Origin of the sequence: Streptomyces galbus, assembly GCF_005280195.1 — a bacterium.
In the GTDB taxonomy this organism is placed as follows: Bacteria; Actinomycetota; Actinomycetes; order Streptomycetales; family Streptomycetaceae; genus Streptomyces; species Streptomyces galbus.
The window spans coordinates 401,869-415,566 of record NZ_SZPR01000012.1 but is presented as its reverse complement, the minus strand read 5'-3'; the positions used below and the strand labels follow the sequence as shown (position 1 = coordinate 415,566).

At 76.5% G+C, this 13,698-nt stretch carries 10 protein-coding genes; 4 read left to right on the top strand and 6 right to left on the bottom strand.

The window, feature by feature from the left end:
* The first annotated feature begins 270 nt into the window (after positions 1 to 270).
* Complete coding sequence (locus E4U92_RS14845; RefSeq protein WP_137300844.1) at positions 271 to 1,932, top strand: FAD-dependent oxidoreductase; 1,662 nt, start codon at positions 271 to 273, stop codon at positions 1,930 to 1,932.
* Positions 1,933 to 2,050: 118 nt separating this feature from the next.
* Here the strand turns inward: E4U92_RS14845 and E4U92_RS14840 are convergent, their stop codons facing one another.
* Both E4U92_RS14840 and E4U92_RS14835 read right to left on the bottom strand, forming a co-directional pair.
* Complete coding sequence (locus tag E4U92_RS14840) at positions 2,051 to 2,491, bottom strand: DUF7144 family membrane protein (protein WP_137300843.1); 441 nt, start codon at positions 2,489 to 2,491, stop codon at positions 2,051 to 2,053.
* A gap of 200 nt (positions 2,492 to 2,691) precedes the next feature.
* Positions 2,692 to 3,699, bottom strand: coding sequence for a LacI family DNA-binding transcriptional regulator (locus E4U92_RS14835; RefSeq protein WP_137300842.1), 1,008 nt, complete (start codon positions 3,697 to 3,699; stop codon positions 2,692 to 2,694).
* A 163-nt stretch (positions 3,700 to 3,862) separates the two neighbouring features.
* Between E4U92_RS14835 and E4U92_RS14830 the strand changes: the two genes are divergently transcribed.
* The gene (locus tag E4U92_RS14830) at positions 3,863 to 5,017 is read left to right on the top strand and encodes a Gfo/Idh/MocA family protein (RefSeq protein WP_137300841.1); all 1,155 of its coding nucleotides are present in this window, start codon (positions 3,863 to 3,865) and stop codon (positions 5,015 to 5,017) included.
* A gap of 7 nt (positions 5,018 to 5,024) precedes the next feature.
* On the opposite strand, the gene E4U92_RS14825 is transcribed toward E4U92_RS14830, so the two are convergent.
* Together E4U92_RS14825 and pdxR are read right to left on the bottom strand one after the other, a co-directional pair.
* Entirely contained in the window at positions 5,025 to 7,208 is a 2,184-nt protein-coding gene (locus E4U92_RS14825) for an ATP-binding SpoIIE family protein phosphatase (protein WP_137300840.1), read from the bottom strand.
* 51 nt (positions 7,209 to 7,259) lie between these two features.
* Positions 7,260 to 8,894, bottom strand: coding sequence for a MocR-like pyridoxine biosynthesis transcription factor PdxR (gene pdxR / locus E4U92_RS14820; protein ID WP_137300839.1), 1,635 nt, complete (start codon positions 8,892 to 8,894; stop codon positions 7,260 to 7,262).
* Between the two features lie 20 nt (positions 8,895 to 8,914).
* Here pdxR and E4U92_RS14815 point away from each other — a divergent pair, with 20 nt between their 5' ends.
* Positions 8,915 to 9,889 (top strand): DMT family transporter, encoded by a 975-nt coding sequence (locus tag E4U92_RS14815; RefSeq protein ID WP_137300838.1) that lies wholly within the window; start codon positions 8,915 to 8,917, stop codon positions 9,887 to 9,889.
* Between the two features lie 29 nt (positions 9,890 to 9,918).
* Positions 9,919 to 10,305, top strand: a complete 387-nt coding sequence (locus E4U92_RS14810) for a hypothetical protein (protein ID WP_137300837.1) — start codon at positions 9,919 to 9,921, stop codon at positions 10,303 to 10,305.
* A 63-nt stretch (positions 10,306 to 10,368) separates the two neighbouring features.
* On the opposite strand, the gene E4U92_RS14805 is transcribed toward E4U92_RS14810, so the two are convergent.
* Together E4U92_RS14805 and E4U92_RS14800 are read right to left on the bottom strand one after the other, a co-directional pair.
* Positions 10,369 to 11,772 carry a cellulose binding domain-containing protein gene (locus E4U92_RS14805; protein ID WP_137301119.1) on the bottom strand — a complete coding sequence of 468 codons (1,404 nt, stop codon included), beginning with the start codon at positions 11,770 to 11,772 and terminating at the stop codon, positions 10,369 to 10,371.
* 191 nt (positions 11,773 to 11,963) lie between these two features.
* Positions 11,964 to 13,589 carry a beta-N-acetylhexosaminidase gene (locus E4U92_RS14800; RefSeq protein WP_137300836.1) on the bottom strand — a complete coding sequence of 542 codons (1,626 nt, stop codon included), beginning with the start codon at positions 13,587 to 13,589 and terminating at the stop codon, positions 11,964 to 11,966.
* Positions 13,590 to 13,698 lie beyond the last annotated feature (109 nt).

Here is a 13,698-nt window from a genome sequence, read left to right as displayed (position 1 = left end):
CGCGGTACGTCGACGTCTGTCGCGGACCTGTGGGACGGACGCGGCCCCCCGTGGCCTTTGGGGGCCCCGCGGACCGGGACGGTGGTCCCGGAGCGCGTGCCGGGCGGCGTCGGTCGCGTCGTCAGGTCGATCGTGGGTGCTGCCGTGCGTCACCGCGAACCGGGCGGGTTAAGCGGGTGAAGCCTGAGCCGTGGGGCGTGCCGCGGGGCATGGATGAAGGCCCCGGCCGGATTCGCCCGAGCCGGTGGTCACGACGCGTGTGGAGGCGAGATGAACGCACAAGCCGGGCGGCCCGACCTGGAGGTCCCGGTACTCATCGTCGGAGGTTCCCTGGTCGGCCTGTCGACCTCGCTGTTCCTCGGCCGGCTCGGCGTACGGCACACCCTGGTGGAGAAGCACGCGGGGACGTCGATCCACCCGCGGGGCCGGGGCAACAACGTCCGCACGATGGAGCTGTTCCGGGTGGCGGGCGCGGAGGACGGGATCCGCCGGGCGGCGGCCACGCTGGCCGACAACCACGGCATCCTGCAGACCCCGTCGCTGGTCGGCGGCGAGGGCGAGTGGCTGTTCCGGGAGATCGACCCGGGCGGCGGGCTGGCCCGGTTCAGCCCGGCCTCGTGGTGCCTGTGCAGCCAGAACGACCTGGAGCCGGTGCTGCTGGACCGGGCCGTGGAACTCGGCGGGGACCTGCGGTTCTCGACCGAGCTGCAGTCGTTCGACGCCGACCCGGACGGCGTCACCGCGTACCTGAAGAGCCGGGAGACGGGCGAGCACACCGTCGTCCGGGCGCAGTACCTGGTCGCCGCCGACGGTCCGCGCAGCCCCGTGCGCGAGCAGCTCGGCATCGGGCAGAGCGGCCCGGGCGACCTGTTCCACAACATCAGCCTCACGTTCCGCTCGCGCCGGCTGGCCGACGTGGTGGGCGAGCGCCGGTTCATCGTCTGCTACCTCACCCGTCCCGACGCGGACGGGGCGCTGCTGCCCGTGGACAACCGGGAGCACTGGGTCTTCCACGCGCCGTGGCACCCCGAACGGGGCGAGACGCTCGAGGACTTCACCGAGGAGCGGTGCGCCGAGCACATCCGCCGCGCGGTCGGCGACCCGGACCTCGACGTGGAGATCACCGGGCGTGCGGCCTGGCACGCGGCCCAGCGGGTCGCCGAGCACTACCGCGCCGGCCGGGTCCTGCTCGCCGGTGACTCCGCGCACGAGATGTCCCCCACCGGGGCGTTCGGCTCCAACACCGGCATCCAGGACGCCCACAACCTGGCGTGGAAGCTGGCCGCGGTGCTCGGCGGCTGGGCGGGCGACGGGCTGCTGGACACCTACGACAGCGAGCGCCGCCCCGTCGCGGAGGCCACCAGCGCCCGCGCCGCCGCGCGTTCGGTCGAGCACAGCCACCCGGGCTACGCCCCGGCGCCCGAGGCGGGCGGGGGCGGCCGTGCCGGCGGCATCCTCAACGTCGCCCTGGGCTACCGCTACCCCCGTGGTGCCGTCGTCGGCACCGACCCGGCGGCCGAGGTCGTCCCGGAGAAGCTGGCCCTGACCGGCGAGCCGGGCAGCAGGGCACCGCACCTGTGGGTCCGGCACCGGGGCGACCGGGTGTCCACCCTGGACCTGTTCGAGACGTCGCCGGTGCTGTTGTCGGGCGGCCCGGGGCCGGGCCCGGCCGGCGTGCACTGCGACTGGCACGGGGCGGCCGTGCGCCTGGCCGAGAAGCTGTCCGTGCCGCTGGTGTCCCTGCGCCTGGGTCCCGGCGCGGAGCTGGTCCCCGACGACGACACCGACTGGGCCGGCCGGCTGGGCATCTCCCCCGCCGGGGCGATGCTGGTCCGGCCCGACGGCTTCGTGGCCTGGCGCTCGCCGGAGCCGGCCGCGGACCCGGAGGCGACCCTGCACGAGGTCCTCTCCACGGTGCTGTCGCTGTCCTGACGCACCGGCGGCACGGCGCGGGTCCCCGCCCGGCGGCAGAAGTCCGCGGGCGGGGACCCGTCGTGCGCGCGGGCGGGTCCGCGCGGGGCGCCGGCTCGCGACGGCCGGCCGGGCCGGCTCAGGCCACCGCCTCCTGGCGGCCGGCCAGTGCCCAGATGACGAACACGTCGATCGCCATCATCACGACGGACCAGACCGGCGCGTACGGCAGGAACAGGAACTGGGCGATCAGGCTCAGCGAGGCCAGGAAGACGCCGGCGAGGCGGGCCCATGCCTGGTCCATGAGCAGGGCGTAGCCCGTCGCGGCGACCAGGGCGCCGACGACGATGTGCACGACGCCCCACCCGGTCAGGTCCAGTGCGTAGACGTACGCGCCGACGCGGGCGTAGACGTCGTCCGCGGCCACGGCGGAGATGCCCTGCAGGACGGCGAGGACACCGCCGCACACCATGAGGACGGCCGCGAACACCACGCCGCCGCCCACCCGGCCGGCGCTCCGGCCGGCGGTGCGCGGCGGCGCCGGGCCGTCGGGCCGGTCCGGCTGCGCTGCCTGGCTCATGAGCGGTTCCCTTCTCTGCCCGGGCCGCCCGCCGTGGTCCGGCGGGCGGGATCGGCCAGGGGCGGCGCGGCCCCGCGGGGTCCGGCGGGGGCCCTGGCCCTGCGAGCCTCGGACCGGGCGGGGCGTACGACCATCCGGGGTGGGCCGACCGGGTGAGCCCGGCCCCGCGTGCCGGTCCGGCCGTGCGGGCGCCCGGCCGGTCAGGTGCCGGGGGCGGGGGATGCCGTGGTCCCGCGCACCTCCAGGACCGGGGCGGCGAGGTCCACCGCGCCGGGGCGGTGCGGGTCCTGGATGCGGTCCAGCAGGCGCTGGGCGGCCCGCCGCCCGACGTCGTGGCCGGCGTGGTCGACGGTGGTCAGCCACAGGTGGCGCAGCCGGGCGAGGGAGGTGTTGTCGTAGCCGACGAGGGAGAGGTCCCGGGGCACGCGCAGGCCACTCTCCTCGGCGGCCGACAGGGCGCCGACGCAGGTCACGTCGTTGACCGCGAAGACGGCGGTGGGGCGCCGGGGGCGGCCCAGGAGCCGCACGGTGGCCCGGTAGCCGCCCTCCTCGGTGAGGTCGCCCTGCTCCACGGTGGCCGTCGCGGCCAGGCCGTGCTCGCGCATGGTGGCCTCGAAGCTGCGGCGGCGCAGCTCACCGACCGCGCCGCGGCCGGCGATGTGGGCGATGTGCCGGTGGCCGAGGCCGATGAGGTGCTCGGTGGCCAGCCGGGCGCCCAGCTCGTCGTCCCCGGCGACGATGTCCACGCCGGGCAGGACGGGTTCGCGGGTGCCGGCGACGACGGTGGGGACCCGGCCGGCGGCGGTGCGCAGCGCCTCGGGGTCGTGCAGGGTGCCGACGGCGACCAGACCGTCGACGCGCAGGTCGGTGAAGGTGCGGGTCAGGTCCTCCCCCAGGCGCCGGTTGAGGTGGCCGTCGGCGAGCAGCACGTGCAGACCGCTGTCGTACAGCCGCGTGTTCAGCCCATCCAGGAGCTCGACGTACCAGGGGTTGCGCAGGTCGTTCAGGAGGACACCGACGGTGCGGGTGCGGCGTTCGCTGAGGCTGCGGGCGGCGGCGTTGGGCCGGTAGCCGAGTTCCTCGACGGCGGCGAGGACGGCCGCCCGCTTCTCCGGGCGCACGCTGTCCGACCCCCGCAGCACCAGGGAGACCAGGGACTTCGACACGCCGGCGCGCGCGGCGACGTCGCGGATGGTCGGGGCGGTCATGGCTGGACCGTTCCACAGCCCTACCGGTGCTGTAAAGGCCCTTGACACCTGGTGGGGGCGCCGCTCATGGTGTGCCGCAGGTTTTGGATCGGTCCAAGAGCGGGTCCGGCCCGGCGGTCGTGAGCGGCCGCCGGGGCTGTCGGCCGTCGACGAAGGGGCTGTCATGGGGAACACGCTGGGCGTCGCCGTCGTGGGCTTCGGCTGGATGGGACGCGTCCACACGCAGGCGTACGGCCGTCTGCCCCACCACTTCCCGGGGCTCCCGGTGCGGCCGGAGCTGGTCGTCGTCGCGGACGAGGTGCCGGGGCGGGCCGAGGAGGCGGCCGGGCGGTACGGCTTCGCGTCCGCGACCCGCGACTGGCGCGAGGTGGCCGCCGACCCGCGGGTGGGGGCGGTGAGCGTCACCGCGCCCAACTTCCTGCACCGCGAGATCGGTGTCGCGATGGCCGAGGCCGGCAAGCACCTGTGGATCGAGAAGCCGGTGGGCCTGACCGCCGAGGACGCCCGCGCGGTCGCCGACGCCGTCCGCGCGGCGGGCGTCCAGGGCACGGTCGGCTTCAACTACCGCAACGCGCCCGCCGTCGAGACCGCCCGCCGGATGGTCGCCGACGGGGACATCGGCACCGTCACGCACGTCCGCATCCGCCTGTTCAGCGACTACGCGGCCCACCCGGACGGCGCGCTCACGTGGCGCTACGAACGTGGGCGCGGCGGCAGCGGGGTGCTGGGCGACCTGGCCTCGCACGGCGTGGACCTGGCGCGCTTCCTGCTCGGTGAGATCGCGGCGCTGACCGCCGACACCGCGGTGTTCGTGCCGGAGCGGGCCCGCCCGGCGGCCGCCACCGCGGGACACACCCGGGCGACCGGCGGCGCCCCGGGCCCGGTGGAGAACGACGACTACGTGAGCTGCCTGCTGCGCTTCGCGTCCGGCGCCCGCGGCGTGCTGGAGGCCAGCCGCGTCTCGGTCGGCGAGCAGAACGCGTACGGCTTCGAGATCCACGGCACCACGGGCGCGCTGTTCTGGGACTACCGGCGCATGGGCGAGCTCGGCGTCAGCCGCGGCACCGCCTACCAGGACCAGCCGGTCAGCACCGTGTTCGTCGGGCCGGGGCACGGCGAGTACGCGGCCTTCCAGCCGGGCGCGGCCAACAGCATGGGCTACGACGACCTGAAGGTGATCGAGGCGTACCACTTCCTGCGCTCGATCAGCGAGGGCACGCCGTACGGGCCGACGCTCGCCGACGCCGTGGCGAGCGCGACGGCGCTGGACGCCATGACCCGCTCGGCGCAGCGGCGGGCGTGGGTGGACCTGCGGTGAGGGGCGGTCAGACCGCGCTGAGGCCGCCGAAGTCGGGGAACGCGCCCGCGGTGTCGCTGAGTTCGGCCCAGACCGTCTTGCCGACGCGGGTCTGGCGGGTGCCCCAGCGCTCGGCGAGCTGGGCCACCAGGTGCAGGCCCCGGCCGCCCTCGTCGTACCTGCGGGCCCGGCGCTGGTGCGGTGCGGTGCTGCTCGCGTCGCGGACCTCGCACAGCACGGACCGGCCGTGGCCGGCGCCCGGACCGTCGGGCGGCTCGGGGTCGGGCAGGACGAGGCGCAGGTGGATGGGGGGCCGGCCGTAGCGGATGGCGTTGGTGACCAGTTCGCTGACGACCAGCTCGGCGGTGAACTCCAGGTCCTCCATGCCCCACCGCCGCAACTGCGCGGCGACCCGGGCGCGCACCCGGGACACCTCCGCGGGGTCGGCGGCCAGGTCCCAGCCGGCCACCCGGCGGTCCCCCAGGGCGCGGGTGCGGGCGAGGAGCAGGGCGACGTCGTCGGCGGGCCGCTCGGGCAGCAGGGTGTCCAGCACCGTGTCGCAGACGGCGTCCAGGGTGCGGGCGGGTCGGGTGAGCGCCTGCCGCAGGCGGGTCAGACCGGCCTCGACGTCGTGGTCGCGGGCCTCGATCAGGCCGTCGGTGTACAGGGCGAGCAGGCTGCCCTCGGGCAGGTGGACGTCCACCGCCTCGAACGGCAGGCCGCCCAGCCCGAGGGGCGGTCCCGCGGGCAGGTCGAGGGTGCGGTGGACGCCGTCGGGGGTGACGACGGCGGGCAGGACGTGACCCGCGCGGGCCAGGGTGCAGCAGCAGCTCACGGGGTCGTAGACCGCGTAGAGACAGGTCGCGCCGATCTCCGCGGCGTCCTCGTCGGGGTCGGTCGCGGCTTCGGCCGACAGCCGCAGGACCACGTCGTCCAGGTGGGTGAGCAGCTCGTCGGGCGGCAGGTCGATGTCGGCCAGGGTGCGCACCGCGGTGCGCAGCCGGCCCATGGTGGCGGCGGCTCGGACACCGTGCCCGACGACGTCGCCCACCACCAGCGCGACCCGCGCCCCCGACAGCGGGATGACGTCGTACCAGTCGCCGCCCACGCCGAGCCGGTCGCCGGCCGGGAGGTAGCGGTAGGCGACGTCCACGGCGGACTGCGCGGGGGTGTGGGCCGGCAGCAGGCTGCGCTGCAGGCCCAGGGCGGTGGCGCGGGCGTGGGTGTAGCGGCAGGCGTTGTCGACGGCCACGGCCGCCCGCGCGGCGATCTCCTGCGCGAGGAGCAGGTCCTCGTCGTCGTACGGCTCGGGGCCGCCGTCCCGGGAGAACCGGGCGACGCCGAGGGTGGCGCCGCGGGCGCGCAGCGGCACGAGGAGGGTGGAGTGGCCGGCCTGCGGGGACCCGTCGGCGGAGAGCCGCGCGGGCTGCCCGGTGGCGAGGACCCGGGCCGGCGTCGAACCGTCCGGGTAGGTGTGGAGCTGCTGGGGGGCGACGGCCGGGCACGGGGGGCCGTCGTCCGGGTGGGCGCCCTTCTTCGCGCGCTGGGCGATGCGGCGCAGGACGAGCGGCCGGCGGGCCGGGTCGTGGCCGTGCAGGAGGGCGTCGAGGAGGTCGACGCAGGCGCGGTCGGCGAAGTGCTCGGTGGCGAAGTCGGCCAGCTCCTGGGTGGTGCGGGCGATGTCCAGGGTGGTGCCGATGCGCATCCCGGCGTCGTTCACCAGACACAGCCGCCACCGCAGCCGCCGGTCCCGCTCCTCCTGGTAGGCGACGACGCCGCGTTCGGAGCTGCGGTCCACGTAGCCCGTGGTCACCTCGGTCAGCCGGCGGGCCGCGGCGCTGATCAGCTCCGGGTCGCCGGTCAGGCGGGGCAGGGCGGCCAGCACCCGGTCCAGGGCGATGGCCTGGGCGAGCCGGTGGGCGCGCAGGACGGCGGTGACGGAGACCCCGCCGCGGGCGAGCCGGCGGGCCCGGTCGAGGTCGGCCGCGGGCGGGGGGATGCGGTCCGCCTCGACGCCGTGTTCCAGGCCGGCGAGCGCCGCGGCGATGTGCTCGGCGATGTTCCGCGTGGTCACCCGGGCGATCTCCGGGTCGGCCCACAGCTCGGGGACCTCCCGGCGCAGGCCCCGCTCCACGTCGGCGACCAGCTCGTCCGCGTCGGCGCTCAGCTCGCGCGCGGCCCGGGCCACCAGGCTGTCCGCGGTGACGTCCACAAGAACGACGGTACGCCGATCGCCGGGGCGGGCCAGGCGGGGGCGGCGGGGTCAGGCGGCGGGCAGGGTGCGCAGCGCCTCCCCGAGTTGGGCGACGCCCTCCTCGATCTCGTGGGCGGCGCCCGCCGCGTAGCCGAGGACCAGCCCGGGCGGGCCGGGAGTGATCCGGTGCCAGGACAGGGGGTGGGCCTTCACGCCCCGGGCGAGCGCGGCCGCGGCGAGGTCGGTGTCGCGGACCCGGCTGCCGGGCCCGTCGGCGAGGGTGACCATGAGGTGCAGGCCGGCGGCCGCCCCGTGGACGCGGGCGCCGGGCAGGTGTGCCTCGACGGCCCGCAGCATGGCGTCCCGGCGCCTGCGGTGGCGGCGCCGGACGTGCCGCAGGCCGAGTTCGCCGGAGTCCATCAGCCGGGCCAGGACCAGTTGGGTGAGGACGCCGTTGCCGAGGTCCGCGTACCGCTTGGCGGTGACCAGGGCGTCGCGCAGGTGGGGCGGGACCAGCAGCCAGCCGACCCGCAGGGCGGGGGCGAGGAGCTTGGAGACGCTGCCCGCGTAGCAGACCCCGTCGGGCAGGAGGGAGCGCAGCGCGGGTACGGGGGGCCGGTCGTAGCGGTGCTCGGCGTCGTAGTCGTCCTCGATCACCACGCCGCCCCCGGCCGCCCAGCGCAGCAGCTCGCGCCTGCGTTCCCCGTCGAGGACCACGCCGGTGGGGAACTGGTGCGCCGGGGTCATCAGCACCGCCCGGGCCCCGCAGGCCCGCAGCGCGCCGACGTCCAGGCCGCCGGCGTCGACGGGGACGGGGACGGTCGTGTGGCCGCCGTACTCGAGCTGCTGGCGTGCGCCGAGCGAGCCGGGGTCCTCGACGGCGACGCGGTCGATGCCGTCGGCGCGCAGCAACTGCGCGAGCAGCCCCAGGGCCTGCGCCACACCGGCGACCACCACGACCTCGTCCGGTTCGGCGCGGATGCCGCGGTTGCGGGCGAGCCAGCCGACGACGGCCCGCCGCAGCGCGGGCGCGCCCTGGGGGCTGCCGTAGCCGAAGTCGGCCGGGGTGACGGCGGCGAGGACGGCGCGTTCGGCGCGCAGCCAGGCGGCCCGGGGGAAGGCGGCGAGGTCGGGCACGCCCGGGGAGAGGTCGATCCGGCAGGGCAGCCCGCGCAGCGCGTCGACGAGGCCGTCGCGGTGCGGGGAGGCGAAGAAGACGTCCGGGGCGGGGGCGGCGGGGGTCCGGCGGCGGGAGGCTCGGGGCCCGTCGGCCGGGGGCTCGGGGCGGGCGGAGGCGGCGGGAGCCGTGGGGGGCGTCGAGGACGACGCCGGGGGTGCCGGGGCGGCGACGACCACCGTGCCGCGCCGTCCCCGCCCGGCGACCTGGCCGGACTCGGACAGGCGCCGGTAGGCCTCGGTGACCACGCCCCGGGTGACGCGCAGCTCCTCGGCGAGCACGCGGCTGGCCGGGAGCCGCGCCCCGACCGGCAGCCGGCCGTCGGCGATGGCCGACCGCAGCCGGTCGGCGAGCCAGGCGGTCCGCCCGCCCGGGGGTGCGTCGGCGATGTCGAGCTGGAGGAAGTCGGAGCCGAGCGAGGCGCCGGGCGGTGCCGGACGCGCGTCGGCCGCGGCGGCCGGGGCGGCCGGTGCCGCTGTTTTGGACCCCTCGACCGACGGTTCTGTGGACCTGCCCATGGCGTCCATTGTGCGGCCAGGGTGGAGGCATGGACACCCCTTCCGCTTCCTTCACGCCCCTGGTCCCCGGCATGGTCGGGATGGTGCTGGTCGGCAGCAGCGTCAGCGTCTCGCACGCGCTCGTCGACGCCCCGCTGTTCACCGCCCAGGCCGTGCGCTACGCCGCCGCGACCGTGATCCTGCTGCTCCTCGCCCGGCTCGCCGGTGCCCGCCCGGTGTGGCCCCGCGGCCGGGAGTGGCTGTGGCTGGCCGGGCTCGCGGTGACGGGGCTGGTGCTGTTCAACGTGGCCGTGGTGCGGGGGGTCGCCCACGCGGAACCCGCGGTGATCGCGGTCGCGGTGGCGTCGGTGCCGGTGGTCCTCGGGGTCCTGGGCCCGCTGCTGGAACGGCGTGCCCCCAGCCGGCAGGTGCTGCTGGCGGCGCCCGTGGTGGTGGCGGGCGCGGTCCTGGTGGAGGGCACGGGCCGTACCGACGTGGCCGGGGTGGCCTGGGCGGCCCTGGCCCTGGGCTGCGAGGCGGCGTTCACGCTGCTGGCGGTGCCGGTGCTCGGCCGGCACACGCCGTGGGGGGTGTCGGTGCACGCGTCGTGGCTGGGCGCGGTGCTGTTCGCCGTCCTCGGCGTGACGTGCGAAGGGCCCACGGCCGCACGGGAGGTGACGGGGGCGCAGTGGGCGGCCGTGGCGTACCTGGCACTGCTGGTCACGGCGGTCGCCTTCGTGCTGTGGTACTCGACCGTGCGCACCGTCGGCGCCGGCCGAGCGGGCCTGCTCACGGGTCTCGCCCCGCTCGCGGCGGCAGCGGCGGGCACGGCGACGGGCGCCGGGGTGCCGGGCACCACGGTGTGGGTGGGGATCGCGGTGGTGATCGCAGGGCTGGTCGGGGGGCTGCGGGCGCGCCGTGCCCCAGCCCTCGGTACGCCGTCCGGCCGGGCACCGTCCGCCGACGCGCCCTCCACGACACCGACCCGGCCCGACCCCTCGCGCCGCGGCTCACGCCTGTCGTGACGGACGGTGATCACGACGAGGGAGTCGATGTGAGCGAGAAGGAGCCGGACACCGCGCCCGGGCCCGAGGAACCCGCGTCGGTGCTGAGCGAGCGCCTCAAAGAACGCATCTACGCCTCCCTCACTCTGCTGGCCGTCCTCATCGGCCTCGTCGAGGGGCGGCACGTCGACCACACCGGGGCCGTCCTGTCGGTCGCCGTGACCGCGCTCGCCTGTGGTCCCCAGGCGGCCAGCGCGGCGACCTCGGTGCCGATCGCGACCCACAGCGCGGTGCGCAGCGCGAGCACATCGGCCGCGGACAGGTACCTGGGAGGCCGGCGCATCGGCTCGGGCCCGCTGCGCGCCGCGGTCACCGCGGCGCTGAACACGGGCATCGGGCTCGTCGTGGTCGGGGTGAAGCTGCTCGCCGGTCACTGAGCGCGCCGCGTGCCGGAGGCGGGCGTGGCCGTCGCACGCCCGCCCCGGGTCACGTGCCGTCCGTCAGGGGGCCGGCACCGTGTCCTCGAACGCCTTCCCCGTCGAGCGGTACGCCGCGACCTTGGCGTCCACCTGAGCCGGGGTCAGCACCTGGTCCTTGACGTGGAGGACGTAGTCGACCTGCTGCTCGTAGGCCCGCGGGGTGGTCGACGTCTGGCCGTCGAGGTCGATCAGCCACTGGTTGAAGTTGAGGGACATGGGGCGCTCGGGCAGGTAGGCGGCGTCGTGGGTGCCGAAGAGCCGGCCGTCGATGTAGTACGTGATGGACGAGCCGTCGATGGTGAGGACGAGGTCGTGCCAGCCGGCGTAGCTCTGGCGGCTCTCGGTGTGCTGGTTGACGGCTTGCCAGGGGTCGGGGTTGTAGGTCTCCCAGGAGGTCGTGTAGAGGATGTTGGACGGCTCGCCCCAGCCGCCGTTGGGGAGGTACTCGAAGTCGTACTCCGCGTAGTCGTCGGCCATCGGGGCCTTGAGGTCGTTGATGGTGAAGAAGGTCTGCACGAGGTGGTCGCCGTCGGGGCCGGAGCGGGGCGCGTCGTTGAACCGGACGCGGGCGGCGTAGGTGCCGTTCTGGAACTTGGTGGCCTTGGTGAGGACTTCGGCCTGCTCGGTGGTGCCGGCGGTGCCCGCGGTGGACGTCTCCAGCGTCATGACGGTGTTGCCCGCGCTGGTGGCGAAGGTGACGTTGGAGGGGTCCCAGGTGGCGCCGGGCACGCCGGGGCCGCCGGAGTTGGAGCGCACGGACCAGCCGTTGGCGGAGATCTTCGGGTCGGTGGAGGACGTGTAGCTGAAGTCGTCCCACAGCGTGCCCGATCCGCCGGGCGGGGGTGTGGTGGGCGGCGGGGTGGTCGGCGGGTCGGTCGGGGTGTTGCCGGCCGGGGCCGTGCCCCACACCAGGCTGCCGGCGCGGGTCGCGGTGACCTTGGGCCAGTCGCCGTACGCGGTCCGGCTCGCGTCGAAGGAGTAGTCGTCGCTCTGCCGCAGCGGCTGCCAGGTGGACTGGTAGAACCGCAGTTGCATGTCGCCGGTGTCGGTGCCGGGCGCGAGGGAGCCCGCACCGGAGGTGAAGCCGACCTCGAGGTAGCGGTCGGCGGTGTCGGTGGGACTGGCGAGGGTGCCGAAGGTGCCGGTGATGTTGGCACAGCCCTTGGTCGCCCAGGAGCAGGCGAACCGGTACGTGGCGGTGGGCGAGTCGGCCTTGAAGTAGTAGCGCAGCTTGACCTCGCTGAGCGGCAGCGCGGTGCCGGCGGTGTTCTTCACCTTGAACCAAGGTTCGCTCTGGTCGGCCGTGGCGCCGGTGGCGCTGGTGCGGTACTGCACCGTCAGCCCGCCGGCCGCGTCGGCGGTCGCGGGCAGGGCCGCGAGGGTGGCGGCGCCGAGGGCGGTGACGGCGGCCGTAGCGAGGAGCATGCGCAGCCGGCTGCTGCGGCGCTGCGGCGCCGGGTGGTCATGACTGGTCACGGGCGGTTCCTCTCCGTGGTGGGGTCATCCAGGGGGTCGGCCGGCGGTTCGTCCGGGGAGGGTGGTTCCGGCCGGGGGATGTCGGGGGGAGGGTGCTGTACGGGCCGTCGTCCGGGGGCGCTGGTGCCGTCCCGGGGAGGTCAGGCGGAGGGTGCCGTGCGGGCCGCGGTCGGCTCGGACGGTGCCGCGGTCGTGGGGTGGTGGCGTACGCCGAGGGCGTCCAGGCGTCGCGTGTGCGCGGCCAGCCGGCGGGCGAAGTCGGGCCAGGGCGTGGGCCCCGACCAGGCCCGGTCCGCCAGGGCGCACAGCCGGGGGTAGGCGAGGCGGTCGAGGTCGGCGGCGGTGGGGGCGAACTCGGTCCACAGCTGTGCCTGGGTGCCGAGGACGCGTCCGGCGCCGGGCGCGGACGCCGCGGGGTCGGGGTCGCCGCGGTGGACGGTGCGCAGGTCGACGACGGGCCCGGGCTGGACGGGCGGGCCGCCGGGCTCCTCGTCCTGGGCGTAGTCGAGGTAGGTGGTGCGGTGGTGGGTGAGGACGACGTCGTGCCCGCGGGCCAGGGCCTCGGCCGCGTGGCTGGTCGCCCGCCAGCTCATCGCGGTGAAGCCCGGCGGGAGGACGGTGCCCGTCTCGGCCCAGGCGACGGGGTGGCGGCCGCGCTCCCGGAGGTGCGCGCCGGCCCGTCCGAGGAGCCAGCCGCGCAGGTCGGCCGGCCCGGACAGGCCCTCCGCCGCGACCCGCGCGCGGGCGGTGGCGCTCTGCTCCCACTCGGTGGTGGGGCACTCGTCGCCGCCGAGGTGGACGTACGGCGAGGGGAAGACGTCCATCACCTCGTCGAGGACGGCGCGCACGAAGTCGAGTACGGCGTCGTGGACGCCGAGCACGGTGTCGCACACGCCCCAGCGCGTCCACACGTCGAGGGCGCGGCCGGGGTGGTTGCCGAGGTGCGGGTAGGCGGCGAGGGCGGCGCGCACGTGGCCGGGCATCTCGATCTCGGGGACGACGGTGACGCCCCGGCGCGCCGCGTAGGCGACCAGGCCGGTGAGGTCGGCGCGGGTGTAGGCGCCGGCGTGCGGGCGCGGGCCGCGCGGCGAGGTGCCGGGGCTGTGTGCGGTGTCCGGGCCGGTCCGGCGGGCGCCGACCGTCGTCAGGCGGGGGTAGGCGGCGACGGGCATCCGCCAGCCCTGGTCGTCGGTGAGGTGGAGGTGCAGGACGTTCAGCTTGTGCAGGGCGAGCAGGTCGACGTGGCGGCGCAGGGTGTCGACGGGGTGGAAGTGGCGCGCCACGTCGATCATCAGACCGCGCCAGGAGCGGTGCGGGACGTCGGTGATCTCGGTGCAGGGCAGGTCCCAGCGGTCCGGAAGGTCCCGCTCCCGCCCCGGCCCCGTCGGGAGCCCGGGGTGGCCGCCGCCCGCCGCCACCAGGGCCTGCTCGGGCAGGAGTTGGCGAAGGGTCTGCACCCCGCGCAGCAGCCCCGTCGGGTGGGCCGCGCGGAGCAGGACGGAGTGCGGGGAGACGGTCAGGCCGTACCCCTCGCGGCCGAGTCCGCGCAGCCCGGCGTCGACGGCGAGGGTGACCGTCCCGGACGGCGAGGGCGGTAAGGGCAGACCGGTGGCGGGCGTGAGCAGGTCGCGCAGCAGGTCGGCGGCGGCTTCGGCGCCGGGTGTGGCGTGCACGCCGGTGGTGGCGTCGAGCGTGAAGTGGCCGGAACGCAGGGAGACTCGGGTGGGCCGGGGCAGCAGGGCCTGGTCGCGGCGGAGTGCGGGCACGGGAGGGCCTTCCGGGAGGGGCGCCGGGGGGCGTGCGGGGGGCGCGGGGGCGGTGGGTGAGCGCAGGGTGGTCGGTGGGCGCGGGTGCGGGGCCCCGACCGCCACGCGC